14 protein-coding genes and 1 pseudogene are annotated in these 16,464 nt (G+C 76.3%); 4 read left to right on the forward strand and 11 right to left on the reverse strand.

What is annotated here, in order from left to right:
• Window positions 1–192: 192 nt before the first annotated feature.
• Window positions 193–1,161: a 16S rRNA (cytosine(1402)-N(4))-methyltransferase RsmH gene (gene rsmH, locus LG943_RS13595; protein WP_270072628.1), complete on the reverse strand. Its 969-nt coding sequence runs from the start codon at window positions 1,159–1,161 to the stop codon at window positions 193–195.
• A 389-nt stretch (window positions 1,162–1,550) separates the two neighbouring features.
• Window positions 1,551–1,982, reverse strand: a complete 432-nt coding sequence (gene mraZ / locus LG943_RS13600) for a division/cell wall cluster transcriptional repressor MraZ (RefSeq protein WP_179766484.1) — start codon at window positions 1,980–1,982, stop codon at window positions 1,551–1,553.
• Window positions 1,983–2,354: 372 nt separating this feature from the next.
• Here mraZ and LG943_RS13605 point away from each other — a divergent pair, with 372 nt between their 5' ends.
• The 3 genes from LG943_RS13605 (at window position 2,355) to LG943_RS13615 (ending at window position 7,099) form a co-directional block, all read left to right on the forward strand.
• Window positions 2,355–3,344: an AAA family ATPase gene (locus LG943_RS13605; RefSeq protein WP_270072629.1), complete on the forward strand. Its 990-nt coding sequence runs from the start codon at window positions 2,355–2,357 to the stop codon at window positions 3,342–3,344.
• A 17-nt stretch (window positions 3,345–3,361) separates the two neighbouring features.
• Window positions 3,362–4,597, forward strand: coding sequence for a DUF58 domain-containing protein (locus tag LG943_RS13610; RefSeq protein ID WP_270072630.1), 1,236 nt, complete (start codon window positions 3,362–3,364; stop codon window positions 4,595–4,597).
• 159 nt (window positions 4,598–4,756) lie between these two features.
• Window positions 4,757–7,099 carry a transglutaminase family protein gene (locus LG943_RS13615; RefSeq protein ID WP_270072631.1) on the forward strand — a complete coding sequence of 781 codons (2,343 nt, stop codon included), beginning with the start codon at window positions 4,757–4,759 and terminating at the stop codon, window positions 7,097–7,099.
• Between the two features lie 124 nt (window positions 7,100–7,223).
• Here LG943_RS13615 and LG943_RS13620 read toward each other — a convergent pair whose 3' ends face one another.
• From LG943_RS13620 to aroC, 8 genes are all read right to left on the reverse strand, one after another.
• Complete coding sequence (locus LG943_RS13620; RefSeq protein ID WP_270072632.1) at window positions 7,224–7,625, reverse strand: DUF3040 domain-containing protein; 402 nt, start codon at window positions 7,623–7,625, stop codon at window positions 7,224–7,226.
• 299 nt (window positions 7,626–7,924) lie between these two features.
• Window positions 7,925–9,199, reverse strand: a complete 1,275-nt coding sequence (locus LG943_RS13625; RefSeq protein ID WP_408648590.1) for a DNA polymerase IV — start codon at window positions 9,197–9,199, stop codon at window positions 7,925–7,927.
• Between the two features lie 319 nt (window positions 9,200–9,518).
• Window positions 9,519–10,340, reverse strand: a complete 822-nt coding sequence (locus tag LG943_RS13630) for a methyltransferase domain-containing protein (protein ID WP_270072633.1) — start codon at window positions 10,338–10,340, stop codon at window positions 9,519–9,521.
• A gap of 82 nt (window positions 10,341–10,422) precedes the next feature.
• The gene (gene nusB, locus LG943_RS13635) at window positions 10,423–10,839 is read right to left on the reverse strand and encodes a transcription antitermination factor NusB (RefSeq protein WP_270072634.1); all 417 of its coding nucleotides are present in this window, start codon (window positions 10,837–10,839) and stop codon (window positions 10,423–10,425) included.
• 55 nt (window positions 10,840–10,894) lie between these two features.
• The gene (gene efp / locus LG943_RS13640) at window positions 10,895–11,458 is read right to left on the reverse strand and encodes an elongation factor P (protein WP_270072635.1); all 564 of its coding nucleotides are present in this window, start codon (window positions 11,456–11,458) and stop codon (window positions 10,895–10,897) included.
• 258 nt (window positions 11,459–11,716) lie between these two features.
• Window positions 11,717–12,796: a 3-dehydroquinate synthase gene (gene aroB / locus LG943_RS13645; RefSeq protein ID WP_270072636.1), complete on the reverse strand. Its 1,080-nt coding sequence runs from the start codon at window positions 12,794–12,796 to the stop codon at window positions 11,717–11,719.
• Window positions 12,793–13,317, reverse strand: coding sequence for a shikimate kinase (locus LG943_RS13650; RefSeq protein WP_270072637.1), 525 nt, complete (start codon window positions 13,315–13,317; stop codon window positions 12,793–12,795). Before LG943_RS13650 ends, aroB begins: the two co-directional genes overlap by 4 nt.
• A gap of 110 nt (window positions 13,318–13,427) precedes the next feature.
• Complete coding sequence (gene aroC / locus LG943_RS13655; protein WP_270072638.1) at window positions 13,428–14,606, reverse strand: chorismate synthase; 1,179 nt, start codon at window positions 14,604–14,606, stop codon at window positions 13,428–13,430.
• A 346-nt stretch (window positions 14,607–14,952) separates the two neighbouring features.
• Between aroC and LG943_RS13660 the strand changes: the two are divergent.
• Window positions 14,953–15,354, forward strand: a pseudogene (locus LG943_RS13660) (DedA family protein); the annotation flags it as partial.
• Window positions 15,355–15,510: 156 nt separating this feature from the next.
• Here the strand turns inward: LG943_RS13660 and LG943_RS13665 are convergent.
• Window positions 15,511–16,416, reverse strand: a complete 906-nt coding sequence (locus LG943_RS13665) for a prepilin peptidase (RefSeq protein WP_270072639.1) — start codon at window positions 16,414–16,416, stop codon at window positions 15,511–15,513.
• Window positions 16,417–16,464: the final 48 nt, after the last annotated feature.

The following is a 16,464-nucleotide window of genomic DNA, read 5'->3' on the forward strand; positions in this document are numbered from 1 at the left end:
GCCGGGCGCGCGGCGGCGCCGCCCGCGGGGGCCCTGCGGGCCGGGGCGGGCCGGGTGCGCGCGGGCGTGCGCGCCGGCGGGGCCTTGGCCGCTGCCCTGGCACCGCGGGTGCCGGGCTCGTGGGTGCCGGTGCTCATCTGGGTCCTCCCCGCTCGTGCGGTGCGCCGGTCGGTGCGGATGTCCGGGCGGCGGTCATGGTCGGCGGATGCGCTCGGCGGCCCGCAGCCGGGCCGAGGCCGCGCGCGGGTTGCGCTGGGTCTCGTCGTCGGAGGGGGATTCGGCGCCCCGGGTGAGCAGCCGGAACTCGGGGCTGGCGTCGGGCAGGGGCACGGGCAGGCCGGGGGGCGTGGTGTCGGTGCTCAGCGCGGCCAGGTGGCGCTTGGTCATGCGGTCCTCCAGGGAGTGGTAGGACAGCACGGCCAGGCGCCCGCCCACGGCCAGCCGGCCGGTGGCGGCGGGCAGGGTGCGGCGCAGGATGTCGAGTTCGGCGTTGACCTCGATGCGCAGCGCCTGGAAGGTGCGCTTGGCGGGGTTGCCGCCGGTGCGGCGGGTGGCCGCGGGGATGGCCTCGCGCACGAGGTCGGCGAGTTCGCGGGTGGAGGACAGCGGCCGCTGGGCGCGGCGGCGCACGATCGCCTGGGCGACGCGGCCGGCGAAGCGCTCCTCGCCGTAGTCGCGCAGGATGCGGGTGAGGTCGGCCGCGGAGTAGGTGTTGAGGACGTCGGCGGCGGTGCGCGGCTGGGAGCGGTCCATGCGCATGTCGAGCGGGGCGTCGTGGGAGTAGGCGAAGCCGCGCTCGGTCTCGTCCAACTGGGGGGAGGACACGCCGAGGTCGAGCAGGACGGCGTCGGCCTCGGTGCGGCCGAGGCGGTCGAGGGCGCCGGGGATGTCGTCGTACTCGGCGTGGACGAGGTCGAGCCGGTCGGCGAAGGGCGCGAGCCGGCGCCGGCTGCGGTCCAGGGCGGTGGTGTCGCGGTCGATGCCGATGGCGTGCAGGCCGGGGTGGGCGGCCAGCAGGGCCTCGGTGTGCCCGCCCAGGCCCAGGGTGCCGTCGACGAACACGGCGCCGGGGCGGGAGAGCGCGGGGGACAGCAGTTCGACCACGCGGTCGAGCATGACCGGGATGTGGGCCGCCCCGGCCTGGCTTTCGGTGTCCCCCATGAGCACTGCTGCCCTCTGCTTCCTGCTGTCGGCGGCGTGCCGGCGCGGCCGGGCCGGGTGGGCTCCGGACGCGTCCGGCCGTGGTGCGGCGTGGCCGCCGGATGGTCGGCCCGCCGGCGGCGGCACCCCCTCGCGCCGCCGCGCTCCGCGCGGTGCGCGGCCGTGTGCGGTGTCTGCTGCCGCCCCGCGCCCCGCCCGCGCGGGGCGGGGGCGTCGCGCTGTGCTGTCCGGACTGGCCTCCAGACGCGGCGGCCACCTGGCGCCGGGGAAGATGCGTCAGCTGGCTGCGGTCCGCGTCTGAAGGCCGGCGTCCGAACAGGGCTTAGACGGCGGTGGCTCGGCGGACCGGTGTGCGCGGGTGTCGGTTCCGGCACGTCGGTCGCGCGAAGTCACAGCACCCCCGGCAACACCTCCTCCGACAGATCCGCGAATGCCTGCTCCTGTTGGGCTTCGTAGTCGGCCCAGGCCGCGGCGGCCCAGATCTCCAGCCGGGTGTTGGCCCCGATCACGACGCAGTCCCGGTCGAGGCCCGCGTACCTGCGCAGGCCCGGCGGAATGGTGATGCGGCCCTGCTTGTCGGGGACCTCATCGGACGCGCTCGCGAAGAAGACGCGGCTGTAGTCGCGGACCGCCTTGGCGGTGACCGGTGCCGAGCGGAGGGCGTCGGTGATGCGCTGGAACTCGTCCATGGGAAAGACGTAGAGGCAGCGCTCCTGTCCCTTCGTGATCACCAGCCCCCCCGACAGTTCGTCGCGGTACTTCGCCGGAAGGAACAGGCGTCCCTTCTCGTCGAGGCGTGGCTCGTGGGTGCCGAGAAACATCGGCCCCACCTCCCCAGCCCCCAGTGGCGCGGTCTCCCGCTCCACGTTGCTCCACTCTACTCCACTCTTCCCCACGGTCAACAGTTTGAATCGCTGCTCGGGGGCGGTATCGGCCGGAAAACCGCAGGTCAACGATGGTGGTGTGGAGTGGAGCGCGCGGGGGGCCGCCGGGGACGGCCCGCGCCGCGCGCGGGAGCACAGGCCGCCGGCCGCTGTCAAGTCCGCGGGGCGCGTGCGGGCGCCGGAGGGGCCGCCGGGGCGCCGCCCGCCGCACCGCCGGGCACGTGCCGCACTTTCCCGGTTTTGATTTGCAATCGCCTGCTTTGGCCCTAGCCTCGAATCCGTCAGGTCCGGCTCCGGGAGAGGAAACACGTGTCACTGGGCACGCGCCACAGCACGCAGGGAGAAGACCTCCCCGAGGACGGCGGGGTCATCGCCGTGGCGGACCGGATCCGCCGGGCCGTCGAGACCGTCATCGAGGGCAAGCCGGAGGTCGTGCGGATCGCCCTGACCGTCCTGCTGGCCGAGGGCCACCTGCTCATCGAGGACATCCCGGGTGTGGGAAAGACCATGCTGGCCAAGTCGCTGGGCCGGGCGGTCGACTGCTCGGTGCAGCGGATCCAGTTCACGCCCGACCTGCTGCCCGCCGACATCACCGGGGTCAGCGTCTACCACCAGGACCGCCGGGAGTTCGAGTTCAACCCCGGCCCGGTGTTCGCCAACATCGTGCTGGGCGACGAGATCAACCGCGCCTCCCCCAAGACCCAGTCGGCGCTGCTGGAGTGCATGGAGGAGATGCAGGTCAGCGTCGACGGCCAGACCCGGCCGCTGGAGCGCCCCTTCATGGTGGTGGCCACGCAGAACCCCGCCGACATGGAGGGCACCTACCCGCTGCCCGAGGCCCAGCGCGACCGCTTCATGGCGCGCATCTCGGTGGGCTACCCCACCGCCCAGGCCGAACTCGACATGATCGACACCCACAGCGCCCGCTCGCCGCTGGCCGACCTGGCGCCGGTGGCCACCGCCGCCGACGTGCGCGCCATGGTCGAGCACGTGCACACCGTGCACGTGGCGCCCGGGGTGCGGCGCTACGCCGTGGACCTGGTGGGCGCCACCCGCACCTCCCCCGCGCTGCGGCTGGGCGCCTCGCCGCGCGCCACCCTGCACCTGGTCCGCGCCGCCCGCGCCTACGCCGCCCTGGAGGGCCGCGCCTACGTGGTGCCCGACGACCTCCAGACGCTGGCCGTGCCGGTGCTGGCGCACCGGCTGCTGCCCAGCCCCGAGGCCCGCATGGAGCGCCGCACCCCGGAGCAGGTCGTCTCCGAGATCGTCGCGCGGCTGCCGATCCCCAGCCCCCGCTGAGAACGGGGGGCACCGCCATGAGTCTGCTGCCGGCCTTCACCGTCCGGGGCTGGGGACTGCTCAGCGGCGGCGCCAGCCTGGCGGCCAGCGGGGTGATCATCGGCGAGCGCGACCTGGTGGCCCTGGGCGTGCTCGTCGTCGCGCTGCCGCTGCTGGCCGCCGCCACCCTGCTGGGCGCGCCCGGCCGCGTCGTCCACAGCCGCGCGCTGGAGCCCGCCCGCGCCGCCGCCGGCAGCGACGCCCGGGTGCTGGTGCGGGTGGCCAACGCCGCCACCGCACTGCCGGTCGCCGGCCTGCGCGTGGCCGACGAACTCCCCGACGACCTCGGCATCGCCCCCACGTTCAACGTGGGCTTCCTGGGGCCGCGCGCGGTGCGCGACGTCACCTACCGGGTGCGCCCCCGGATGCGCGGCGCCTACCCCATCGGCCCGCTGACCGCCTCCTTCGCCGACCCGCTGGACTGCCTGCGGGTGAGCCGGCGGGTGGGCGCGCCCATGACCCTGCTGGTCACCCCGCAGGTGGTGGCGCTGCCGACCGGGCCGCTGCCCGGCGCCGCCGCCGAGGGCGGCGACAGCACGGTGCGCACGCTCTCGGGCGGCACCGACGACGACCCGGTGCCGCGCGCCTACCGCCACGGCGACGACCTGCGGCGCGTGCACTGGCGCAGCACCGCCCGCCACGGCGAGCTGATGGTGCGCCGCGAGGAGCACCGCGTCAGCGACCGCAGCGCCGTGCTGGTGGACATGCGCGCCGCCGCGCACGCCGGCGCGGGCCCGGAGTCCTCCCAGGAGGTCGCGGTGAGCGCCGCCGCCTCGGTGGCGCTGCACCTCATCGGCCGGGGGCACGAGACCCGGCTGCACACCGAGAGCGGCGAGGTCGCCGCCTCGCGCCGCGACGCCCTGCTGGACGCGCTGGCGCTGGCCCGCTCCTCCGACGTCGCCGGGCTGGCCGGCGCGGCGGTGTCGGCGCGCGCCGCCGCCGTCAGCGGCCGGGGCCTGCTCGTGGCGGTGCTGGGCGCGCTGTCGGCCGCCGACGTGGCCGCGCTGAGCGCGCTGAGCGGCGCCCGCGACCACGCCTGCGTGGCCGTGCTGTGCCGGGGCGCCGCCTGGCCGGCCGCCGCGCCCGCCGCCGCCGGCGCCGCCGCGCTGCGCGGGGCCGGCTGGTCGGTGCTGGAGATCGGCACGCCCGACGACCTGCCGGCGGCCTGGCAGCACCTGGGCGCCGGCCGCGCGCACCCCGAGGCGCACCGGTGAGCACCGCACGCCCCGGGCGGGCCGGGCTGCCCGCCGCGGCCGCCGGCCACCACTCCCCCGCCGCGGCCCCCGTGGCCGCCCGTCGTCCGCTACCCCGGTAAGGAGGCAGGCCCGCACCCCCGCCGCCCCGCGCGGGCGCGGCGAGCGGGCCGACACCCGATGATCGCAAAGGCCGCGCTCACCCTGGCCTCGGCGGCGGCGCTGCTGCTGGCGATGCCGGCCCTGGGATCGGTGATCGCCGGGGGTGCCTGGTGGGGTCCCGCCGTCGTCGCCGTGGTGGCGGTCGCGCTGACCGGGCTCGGCCTGCGCGCCGCCCGGCTGACCGTCGTGGTGATCCCGCTGGTCCAGGCCCTGGTGCTGGTGTGCGTGCTGACGGGCGCGTTCGCCGCCCACGCCGCGCCGCTGGGGTTCGTGCCCACGCCCGCCGCGCTCGGCGAGCTGCTGCGGGTCTTCGCGGAGGGGCGCGGCCAGATCGGCCAGGAGACGACCCCCATCCCGGCCACCCCGGCGCTGGCGCTGATCGTGGCGGCCGCCCTGGGCGCGCTGGCGGTCGTCGGCGACTTCCTCACCGTCACGGCGCGCACGGCGGCGCTGATGGCGCTGCCGGTGGCCGGGCTGCTGGTGGTGCCGCTGCTGGTGGACGACCAGGGGCTGGACGCGTTCGCGTTCGCCGCGGCGGCGGTGGGCTACGTCGTGGTGCTGGCGGTGGACGGCGGGGTGCGCGCCGCCGGGTGGGGCGCGCCGGTGGCCCCGGGCGCCGACTCCGCCGCCCCGGTGCTGGGCGGGTTCCAGCGGGTGCTCACCACAGCGGGGGTGGCGGCGGTCGCCGTGGTGCTGGCGCTGCTGGTGCCGCTGGCGATCCCCGGGCTGTCCTCCAACGCGCTCTACGCGCTGGCCGACGGCAGCCGGCTGGGCGGCGACACCATCACCACCACCCACCCCCTGGTGACGCTGCGCCGCAACCTGAACTCCCCCTCCGACCGGCCGGTGCTCACCTACACCGCCGACACGGCCGACCCCGGCTACCTGCGGATGTACTCGCTGGACGTGTTCGACGGGCAGAACTGGACGATGTCGCGGCTGCGCGCCGAGGGCGACGGCGGCCTGGGCGGCGAACTGCTGCCCTCCCCGCCGGGGCAGACCGACATCGGCAGCGAGCGCGTGGTCACCGAGGTCGAACTGGCCGACGAGTTCGCCGCCGACTTCCTGCCGGCGCCCTACCCGCCGCACGAGGTCGACGTCTCCGGCCGGTGGTTCGCCGACGCCGACTCGCTGATGCTGTTCACCACCGGCTCCCCGGCCTCGGGCACCTCCTATGCGGTCACCAGCTTGGCGCCGCGCGCCGACGCCGACCTGCTCGTGGCCGACCTGCCGCCCGGCTCCGACCTGGACCAGCGCTACCTGGCCGTGCCCGACGGCGTGGACGAGCGCACGCGGGAGCTGGCCGAGGAGATCACCGCCGGCGCCGACACCGCCTACGAGCGCGCCCTGGCGCTCCAGGACTGGTTCGCGACCGAGGGGAGGTTCACCTACGACCTGACCCCGCCGCCGGTGCCCGAGGGCACCGACCCGCTGGCCTTCTTCCTGTTCGAGGACCGGGTGGGCTACTGCGAGCAGTTCGCGGCGGCCATGGCGCTGCTGGCCCGCCAGGCGGGGGTGCCCGCGCGGGTGGCCACCGGGTTCACCTCCGGCAGCCGGCTGCCCGACGGCACTTGGGAGGTCACCGAGTCCGACGCCCACGCCTGGCCGGAGCTGTACTTCGAGGGGGTGGGCTGGCTGCGGTTCGAGCCGACCCCCGCCGCCGAGGGCGGCCAGGGCACCGCCACCGTGCCCGACTACGCGCAGTCGCCCGTCCAGGCGCCTGCGGAACGCCCGGCGGGTGCGCAGCCCTCGCCCCAGGAGGACGGGACGCGGCCCTCCGGCGGCGCCGAGGCGCCCCAGGAGCCCAGCGCCGACCCGGAGAGCGCCGAGCCCAGCGCCGCGGAGGAGGCGGGCGGCGCGGCCGGCGGCGCCGGCGGCGTGCCCTGGCGGGGGCTGCTGGCGGGCGCCGCCGCGGTGGCGGCCGCCGTGGCGCTGGCGGTGGCGCTGCCGGCGCTGGCCCGGGTGCTGGTGCGGCGCGGGCGGTGGCTGCGCGCGGGCTCGGCGGCAGAGCGGGCGCACGCGGCCTGGCGGGAACTGCGGGACGACTGCCGCGACCTGGGGCTGGCCTGGAACCCGGCGGAGTCGCCGCGCGCGGTGGCCACGCGGCTGCCCGAGGAGCTGGGGCTGGCCGAGGACGCGCGGACGGCGCTGTGGCGGCTGGCGATGGCCGAGGAGAGCGCCCGCTACGCGCCCCGGCCGGGCGAGGCGGCGGCGCCCGAGGACGGCCGCCGGGTGCGCGCGGCCCTGCGGGCGGCCCGGGGGCGCGGGGCGGCGCTGCGGGCGGTGCTGCTGCCGAGGTCGCTGCTGCGCGCGCCGGCCGCCGCGCGGCGGGCCTACCGCCCCGACCCGGCGGCGGGGTAGCACCCGCCCGCGCACACGAGAACGCGCCCATCGGGAGGGATCCGGTGGGCGCGTTCTCGTGTGTGTGCCGTCGGGCCGCGCCCCGAGGGAGGCGGGCCGCCCGGCCGCAGGGCCGGGCAGGGTGTTAGCTGTTCTCGCCCTCCTGGCGACGGCGCCACCGCTCCTCGAAGCGGTGCATCATTCCGGGGCGCTGCTGCCGGCGCTGCTTGGGCCGCGCGGCCTGCTGGGCGGGCGCGGGCTCGCCGCCGCTGCCGCCGGCGACCCGCCGCCACGCCGACAGCCCCCACAGCAGGCAGGCCAGCATGACGATGAAGCCGATGACACCGACCACGACCTGCTGGAAGATCGCGCCGCCCATGAGGAGTGAGATCCCGATGACGAACCCGATGGACGCCTTGACGATCCAGCGCTTGTAGTGGACGGCCGGGTTCGTCTGGCGCACGGTGTTGGCGAACTTCGGATCCTCGGCATACAGCGCCTGCTCGATCTGGTCGAGCATTCGCTGCTCGTGTTCAGAGAGCGGCACGGCGCCTCCCAATGACAGTCCCCGAGTGGGGTGACGGGTACTGAACAACAATCTGATGCCCAGTGATATGCCCAGAATAAGGTGCCTTAGCGCCTACTGAAAAGAAAAGATGCAAGTGCAGCTGGCCCACATGGGCCACATTACCCTCACCGTCTGACCGCAACACCGCTCGCTCGCCTTCTCCTGTCCCCTGCTCTGCCGGGGGCCGCGATCCGCGCGGGAGCGCGCCGCCCGTGCGGGGTGGGACGGGCGCGGAACCCCGTGGCTACAACGGACCGGGCGTCCGGAAAGTTGCCGTACTATACGTCATTCTCCGCACGCTTGGCCAAAGCCGCCGGACGGATGGCATCCGGGCCGAACCGCCGGGTGACCGCGTCCATGGCGCGCTCGGCCTCGCGCCAGCCCGTCTCGGGTTCGCCGATGCTGAGCTGGCGGTGCGCCTCGGCGGCCGGCAGCAGCCCCTCCACCCGCACGCCCACCAGCCGCAGCCGCACCCGCTCCAGGCCGGCGGCGGCGTAGAGCCCGCGCGCGGCGGCGTTGATCTCGCGGGCGACGTCGGTGGGCTCGGGCAGGGTGCGCGAGCGGGTGATGGTGGTGAAGTCGGCCCGCCGCAGCTTCACCACGACCGTGCGGCCGGCCTGCCCCGAGGCGCGCAGGCGCCGCGCCACCTTCTCCGACAGGCGCAGCAGCTCGCGGTGGATGAGGCCGGGGTCGTCGACGTCGCGGGGGAAGGTCTCCTCGGCGCCGATGCTCTTGTCGGGTGTGGTGGGCACCACGGGGCGGTCGTCGCGGCCGTGGGAGAGCGCGGCCAGGCGGTCGCCCAGAGCGGCGCCGAACTCGTGGCGCAGGGTCTGCGGCGAGATCCGGGCGACGTCGCCGACCGTGCGCAGGCCCAGCCGGGTCAGCGCCTGCTCGGTCTTGTCGCCGACCCCCCACAGCGCGCCCACCGGCAGCGGGTGCAGGAACGCGGTCACCTGGGCGGTGGGCACCAGCAGCAGGCCGTCGGGCTTGCACTGGGTGGAGGCGAGCTTGGCGACGAACTTGGTCGCGGCCACGCCCACCGAGCAGGTCAGCCGCTGCTCCTCGCGCACCCGGCGGCGGATCAGCTCGGCGATGCGCACGGGGCTGCCCAGCCGCCGCCGCGCGCCGGAGACGTCGAGGAACGCCTCGTCCAGCGACACCGGCTCCACCTCGGGGGTGACCGAGCGCAGGATGTCCATGACGGCCTCGGAGACCCTGCGGTAGGCGGGGCCGTCGGGCGGGAAGACCACGGCGTCGGGGCACAGCCGCAGCGCCCGCACCATGGGCATGGCCGAGTGCACGCCGTAGGAGCGGGCGATGTAGTCGGCCGAGGAGACCACCCCGCGCGGGCCGGTGCCGCCGACGATGATGGGCTTGCCTCGGGTTTCGGGGTGCTCCAGGCGCTCGACGCCGGCGAAGAACGCGTCCATGTCGATGTGCAGCACGGCGCAGTCGCGGTCGGCGTCGGAGTCGGGGCCGGGCAGCGGCTCGACCCCCCGGGGCCCGATCATCCCGCGCAGCGCCGCACCGCGCTCAAGCTGGCGTCGGCTCATGCCCCCAGTCTGCCGCCCCCGCCCCCACCTGCGCCAATCGGACCGACCGGGCCGACCCGCGCGGGCGTACCGATGGATCGGGGTGAGGGCGGGCGCTGGGGCCGGGTCGGGGTGAGCGGTCAACGGTTCCCAGGGCGAACGGCTGAGGCAGGCGACGGGACGGCGACGGCGGCGGCGGAACCCCACCCGACCTCGGTGCCTCGACGCCACCTCAGCCATCCGCCGCGCGCACCGATGAACGGGCGCCCCGGCCCGGCGCGGTGTTTCACCGCGCCTTCACCGCGTGCTTCCGGCTGCCCGTCAAGCAGAGCGGGGCGGCTCAGGCGGGGCGGCGGGCCAGCAGGTGGATCTGGGTGGCGATGCCTGACAGGGCGGGGTGCTCGGCGGCGGCGCGCTCCAGCTCCACCAGGTCGGCGCCGATCTGGGCGTCGCCGTCGATGACGCGGCCGGGCAGCAGGTCGGCGAACACCCGGACGCCCCGGATGGCGGTGTCGGTGAGCCCGGCGCCCTCGGCCAGCGCCACGAGCTGGTCGGCGGTGAAGCGGCGCGGCATGGGGTCGTTGGCGCCCCACCGGCCCTCGGGGTCGCCCAGCAGGCGGCGGGCCTCGGCGAGGTGGCCGCTCAGGGCGCGGTGCAGCACGCCGGCCACGGCGTTGGTGGCCAGCACGCTCACCGCGCCGCCGGGGCGGGTGAGCGCGGCGACCTCGGCGAGGGCCACGGCGGGGTCCTCGACGTACTCCAGCACGTTGTGCACCAGCACCAGGTGGGCGTGCTCGGGCGGCAGCAGGCCGGCGAGGTCGCCGGTCTCGCCCTGGAGGGCGCGCACCCGCACCCCGGCCTCGGCGGCGCGCCGCTCCAGCGCGGCCAGGGAGTCGGGGCTGGGGTCCACCACGGTGACGCGGTGGCCGAGTGCGGCCAGCGGCACGGCGGCGCCACCGGTGCCCCCGCCGGCGTCCACGATGTCCAGTGCGGTGTCGACGCCGTCGGCGCCCTGCCCGCCGGCCGGCGCCAGCTCCGCCAGCGCGCCGCGCAGGACGTCCCACACGACCTCGGTGCGCGCGGCGGTGGCCGCGCGGTGCGGGGCGCCCGTGCCGCCGGACGCGGGGCGCGGCGGGGTGGCGGGGTCGGAGGTGTCGCTCACACCGGTTCCCTTCGTGGTCGGCCCGGTGCCGGGACCGCCCGGCGCGGGCGCGCGGACGGCGCCCGTCGGGCGGGGCCTGGCCCTACAGCGCCAGCTCGGCCTTGTTCTCCATCAGCCGCGACAGCAGGCCGTTGATGAAGGACGGCGACTCGTCGGTGGACAGCTCCTTGGCGACCGCGACGGCCTCGGAGATCGCCACGCCGTCGGGGATGTCGTCGGCCCACAGCAGCTCGTAGGCGCCCATCCGCAGGATGTTGCGGTCCACGACCGGCATCCGCTCCAGGGTCCACCCGATGGCGAAGCGGTCGAGCAGTTCGTCGATGCGGTCGCGGCGCTCGTCGACGGCGAACGCGAGGTGCTCGGTGAACTCGTTGATGGGCGGCTCGGGCTGGGCGCGCCGGCGTTCGATCACCCGCTCGACGGTCACACCGCGGAGTTCGGACTCGTACAGGACCTCGACGGCGCGTCTGCGCGCCTTGCGCCGCGCGCCGCCGCTCACCGGGACCTCCGCCGGGCGCGGACCCGCCGGGACTGCTGAAGCGCGGTGTTCGCCATCAGTTGACGCGGCCGAGGTAGTCGCCGGTGCGGGTGTCGACCTTGACGCGCTCGCCGGTGGTGATGAACAGCGGGACCTGGATGGTGGCGCCGGTCTCGATGGTGGCGGGCTTGGTGCCGCCGGTGGAGCGGTCGCCCTGCACGCCGGGGTCGGTCTGGGAGATCTCGACCTCGACGGCGGCGGGCAGCTCGATGTAGAGCGGGTTGCCGTCGTTGACGGCCACGGTGACCATGGCCGACTCCAGGAGGTAGTCGGCGTTCTTGCCGACGACCTGGCTGGGCACCGAGAGCTGGTCGTAGGTCTGGGTGTCCATGAAGATGTAGGAGTCGCCGTCGGAGTAGAGGTACTGCATCTCGCGGCGGTCGACGTTGGCGAACTCGACCTTGGCGCCGGCGTTGAAGGTCTTGTCGACGACCTTGCCCGAGGTGACGTTCTTCAGCTTGGTGCGGACGAACGCGCCGCCCTTGCCGGGCTTGACGTGCTGGAACTCAACGACGCTCCAGAGTTCACCGCCGTCGAGCTTCAGGGTCGTGCCGTTTTTGAGGTCGTTCGTCGTGGCCACTTCGGTCGTCTCTCCCAGAGGTTCCGGCTCGGTCGGTGACGGTCGCGGCGCGGCGGGTGGGCCGCTGGTGTGCCGCGGGCCGCCGGGTGGGTGCGGCACCGCCGTCGTATCCGCAGTCTAGTGGGTCTGGCCGGTGCGGGCGTTCAGGTGCCGGGCGGGTGCCCAGCCGCCGCACGGTCGTTCACGTGCCGCTCGGGCACGCATGCACCGCTGGGGCGCTCACGTACCCGCCCGGCCGGTCCCGCGCCGCGCGGCCGCTCACGTGCTGACGGCGGCGTAGGCGGCGCCGAGCAGGTCGGCGGAGGGGCCGGTGAGGACGGCCGGCGCGGCCAGGGAGTCGAGCACGATGAACCGCAGGGTGGCGCCGCGGGCCTTCTTGTCCACGCGCATGGCCTCGTGCAGGCCGGGCCAGGCTTCGGCGGCGTAGCCGGTGGGCAGCCCGACCGAGGTGAGGATGTCGCGGTGGCGCGCCACGAGCGCGGTGTCGATGCGGCCGTCGAGGCGGGCGAGTTCGGCGGCGAAGACCATGCCGATGGCCACCGCGTAGCCGTGCCGGAAGGTGTAGTTCTCGGCGCGCTCGATGGCGTGGCCCAGGGTGTGGCCGTAGTTGAGGATCTCGCGGCGCCCGCTCTCGCGCAGGTCGGAGGAGACGACCTCGGCCTTGACGGCGATGGCGCGCTCGATCAGCTCGCGGGTGTGGGCGCCCTCGGGGCGGGTGGCGCCCTCGGGGTCGGCCTCGACCAGGTCGAGGATGGCTGGGTCGGCGATGAACCCGGCCTTGATGATCTCGGCCAGGCCGCCGATGTAGTCGGCGGTGGGCAGGCTCGGCAGGGTGGCGAGGTCGCACAGCACGCCCGCGGGCGGGTGGAAGGCGCCGACCAGGTTCTTGCCCTCGGCGGTGTTGATGCCGGTCTTGCCGCCCACGGCGGCGTCGACCATGCCCAGCAGGGTGGTGGGCACCAGGACGGCGCGCACGCCGCGCAGCCAGGTGGCGGCGACGAACCCGGCGAGGTCGGTGACCGCGCCGCCGCCCACGCCCACCACGGCGTCGGTGCGGGTGAACCCGGCCTGGCCCAGGCGCGCCCACAGCGACGCGGCGACCTCGGCGGTCTTGGCGGCCTCGCCGTCGGGCACGGGCAGGGAGTGGGCGGTGTAGCCGGCGGCCTTGAGCGCGCCCAGCGCCGGGCGGGCGAGTTCGCCCAGGTGCTCGGGGTGGATCACGGCGACCTGCTCGGCGCGCGGGCCGACGAGTTCGGGGAGTTCGGCGAAGACCCCGGTGCCCACGACGACGTCGTAGGGGGCCGAGGTGCCGCCCACGCCGATGCGGGTGGCGGTCACAGCGCGCGCTCGCGGCGCTCGGGAAGGCCGGCGACGATCACGTCCACGATCTCCTCGGGGTGGTAGCCGCTGGTGGGCACGGTGACGCTGGCCAGTCCCTCGTAGACGGGCAGGCGCTCCTCCAGCAGGCGCTTGAGCTTGGCGCGGGGGTTGCCGGCCAGCAGCGGGCGGGGGGTGTCGAGGCCGACGCGCTTGGCGGCGTCGGCGAACTCCACCTGGAGGTAGACCACGTGGTGGTCGGCCAGCGCGGCGGCGGTGCCGGGGTCGAGCACGGCGCCGCCGCCCACCGAGACCACGCCGGGCCAGCCGGACAGGGCCTCGGCGACGACCGCGCGCTCCAGTTCGCGGAAGGCGGGTTCGCCGTCCTCGATGAAGATGTCGGCCACGGGCTTGCCGGCGCGCGCCTCGATCTCCAGGTCGGTGTCGAGCAACTCGACGCCGATCCGGTCGGCCAGGGCGCGGCCGACGGTGGTCTTGCCGGCACCGGGCGAGCCGATCAGGACCGCGACCGGGGTGCTCATCGGTGTCTCCGTCATGTCGATGCGGGTGCGGCCGCGGGTCGCGGCCGCCGGGTGGGGCCGCGCGGTGCCGCCGGGCGGCCTGGGCGGGCCGTGCGGCACCGGCGGCGCGGCTAGCGGATCTCCAGCGTATCGAGGTAGGCGCGGGCGTTGCGGGCGGTCTCGGCGAGGGAGTCGCCGCCGAACTTCTCGACCACGGCCTCGGCCAGGACGAGGGCGACCATGGCCTCGGCGACCACACCCGCCGCCGGCACGGCGGTGACGTCGCTGCGCTGGTGGTGGGCCTGGGCGGGTTCGCCGGTGGTGACGTCGACGGTGTCCAGGGCGCGCGGCACGGTGGCGATGGGCTTCATGGCCGCGCGCACCCGCAGGGGCTCGCCGGTGGTCATGCCGCCCTCGACGCCGCCGGCGCGGTTGCTGCGCCGGCGCACGCGGTCGGTGCCGGGTTCGATCTCGTCGTGGGCGGCCGAGCCGCGGCGGGCGGCGGTGCGGAAGCCGTCGCCGACCTCGACGCCCTTGATGGCCTGGATGCCCATGAGGGCGCCGGCCAGGCGGGAGTCGAGCCGGCGGTCCCAGTGGACGTGGCTGCCCAGGCCGGGCGGCAGGCCGTAGGCCAGCACCTCGACGACGCCGCCGAGGGTGTCGCCGGCCTTCTTGGTGTCGTCGACCTCGGCGACCATGCGGGCGCTGGTCTCGGGGTCGAAGCAGCGGACGGGGTCGGCGTCGACGGCGGGGAGGTCGCCGGGGCCGGGCAGGACGGTGTCGGGCACGCTGATCTCGCCCATGGACACCACGTGGCTGAGGATCTCGACGCCCAGGGCCTGGCGGCAGAACAGGCGGGCGACCTCGCCGATGGCCACGCGGGCGGCGGTCTCGCGGGCGCTGGCGCGCTCCAGCACCGGCCGGGCCTCGGAGAAGGCGTACTTCTGCATGCCGACGAGGTCGGCGTGGCCGGGGCGGGGGCGGGTGAGGGGGGCGTTGCGGGCGACGTCGGCCAGTTCCTCGGGCGGCACGGGGTCGGCCGCCATGACCTTCTCCCACTTGGGCCACTCGGAGTTGGCGACCTCGATGGCCACGGGACCGCCCAGGGTGCGGCCGTGGCGGATGCCCCCGACCAGGGTCACCCTGTCCTGCTCGAACTTCATCCGGGCGCCCCGGCCGTACCCCGCGCGCCTGCGGACCAGCGCGGCGGCGATGTCGTCGGAGGTGACGGCGACACCGGCCGGAAGGCCTTCCAGGATCGCGACGAGTGCCGGGCCGTGGGACTCCCCTGCGGTCAGCCAGCGCATCATGCCCTGATCATCCCACGGGCGGCGGGGTGGCGGCACATCGCGTCCACAGGCCGGATCAGGTCGGGCGGCGCGGAGGGCGGGCGCGCGGGAGGCGGAAGCCTGACGCGCGGGACACGAAAGCCGGACGCGCGGGACGCGGGGACCGGGCGTGCGGGGCGCGGGAACCGGCCGCGCGGGGGTTGGGGACGGGACGGCGGCCGCGCTGCGGAGGGCCGATACGGCGCCGCGGCGGCGCGGTCGAGGCGGGGTGGGGCACAATCCGGTGATGGCCTCTTCCACCCAGAGCGTGCTCGACGCGCTCACCGGGCTGCCCGCACCCGCGATCGCGCTGGCGGTGCTGGTGTTCATGGCCCTGGAGACGACCGCGCTCATCGGGCTGTTCGCCCCCGGCGACCCCGTCGTGCTGTTCGCCGGGGCCACGGTGACCGACGCGGGCGGCTTCGCGCTCATGTGCGCGGCGACCCTGGCCGGCGCGCTGGTCGGCGAGACCGCCGGCTATGCCATCGGGCGGGTGGGCGGCGACCGGTTCCGCCGCAGCCGGATGGGCCGCTGGATCGGCGAGGACCGCTGGCTGCACGCCGAGGAGGTGCTGGCCCGCCCGCGCGGCGGCCTGGCCATCATCGGCTCGCGCTTCGTGGCGGTGGTGCACGCGATCGTCCCGGTGCTGGCCGGCACGGTCGGCATGCCCTACCGGCGGTTCATCGGGTGGGCGATGGCGGGCAGCGCGCTGTGGGCGCTGGTGCACATCGGGATCGGGGCGGCGTTCCGGGCGGCCGTGGGCCCCGACGGCGGCGGGCTGGGCGCGGTGACCGCCGTGGTGCTGGTGTGCGGGGCGGTGCTGATGCTGCTGAGCGGGCGGCGCCCGCGCGCGGCGCGCGCCGCGGCGAAGGCGGCGCGCGCGGCCTCACAGCAGCAGGCGGGAGGGGTCGCCGACGAGCAGGACGAGCAGCGCCCCGCCGAGCATGAACGGGCCGAAGGGGATCTGGGTGCGGCGGGTGGCACGGCCGAGCAGGACCATCACCAGCCCGTAGGCGGCCGACCCCAGGAACGCGGCGAAGGTGGCGGAGAACACCGCGCCGAAGCCCAGGCCGCCCAGGTACAGGCCGACCAGCCCGGCGAGCTTGACGTCGCCCCAGCCCATGCCGGCCGGGTGGATGAACCACAGCAGCCAGTAGAAGGCGCTTAGCCCGGCCATCCCGGCCAAAGGTCCGACCGCTCCGGCGAGGTCCACCGGCGCCGGCCCGGCCGCCGGGTCGGTGAGGGGCGCCAGCAGCGCCGCGCCGCCCACCAGGGCCACCGCCAGGGGGTAGGCGGTCAGGACGAGCGCGTTGGGCAGCCGGTGCACGCGGATGTCCACGGCGCTGAGCAGCACGCTCAGGGCGGCCAGGAGCAGCAGCGCGGCCAGCCACAGCGGCGCGCGGGCGGCGCCCTCGACGCCCAGGCCCAGCCCCGTCGCGGCGAACAGCGCGGCGGTGGCCGCGCTCAGGCCGGGCGGCGCCGCCAGGCGGGCGGCGCAGGAGGGGCAGCGCCCGCGCAGCGGCACGGCGCCCGCCCGGGGCGCGGGCAGCAGCCGGTGGAACGGCACGGTCCGCAGGCAGTGGGGGCAGGTGGGCGGCGGCGGGGGCGTGTCGTCGTCGGGGCCGGGGTCGTGCCGGGCGAACAGCGGCACCGCGCGCGCGGCGGCGGCGCCCGCCAGCGCGCCCAGGGCCGCCAGGGCGGCGGCCAGCAGCAGGTCGGCGGGGCCGGTCTGGGCCCACGGCGCGGCGGGGGCGGCGGCCAGGGCGGGGAGGCCGGTGAGGAAGGCGGGCATGGCCGGAACCTAGCCGACCGCGCCGGTGGGCGGTGCGGCGGCGTCCAC

It is taken from the genome of Streptomonospora mangrovi (assembly GCF_027604915.1).
In the GTDB taxonomy this organism is placed as follows: domain Bacteria; phylum Actinomycetota; class Actinomycetes; order Streptosporangiales; family Streptosporangiaceae; genus Streptomonospora; species Streptomonospora mangrovi.

Excerpts from the sequence above, each read along its gene's own strand:
- LG943_RS13615 (WP_270072631.1), top strand. The coding sequence starts at position 4,757 with ATGATCGCAAAGGCCGCGCTCACCCTGGCCTCGGCGGCGGCGCTGCTG.
- rsmH (WP_270072628.1), bottom strand. The coding sequence starts at position 1,161 with ATGGGGGACACCGAAAGCCAGGCCGGGGCGGCCCACATCCCGGTCATG.
- LG943_RS13665 (WP_270072639.1), bottom strand. The coding sequence starts at position 16,416 with ATGCCCGCCTTCCTCACCGGCCTCCCCGCCCTGGCCGCCGCCCCCGCC.
- LG943_RS13610 (WP_270072630.1), top strand. The coding sequence starts at position 3,362 with ATGAGTCTGCTGCCGGCCTTCACCGTCCGGGGCTGGGGACTGCTCAGC.
- LG943_RS13625 (WP_408648590.1), bottom strand. The coding sequence starts at position 9,199 with ATGAGCCGACGCCAGCTTGAGCGCGGTGCGGCGCTGCGCGGGATGATC.
- LG943_RS13650 (WP_270072637.1), bottom strand. The coding sequence starts at position 13,317 with ATGAGCACCCCGGTCGCGGTCCTGATCGGCTCGCCCGGTGCCGGCAAG.
- aroC (WP_270072638.1), bottom strand. The coding sequence starts at position 14,606 with ATGATGCGCTGGCTGACCGCAGGGGAGTCCCACGGCCCGGCACTCGTC.
- mraZ (WP_179766484.1), bottom strand. The coding sequence starts at position 1,982 with ATGTTTCTCGGCACCCACGAGCCACGCCTCGACGAGAAGGGACGCCTG.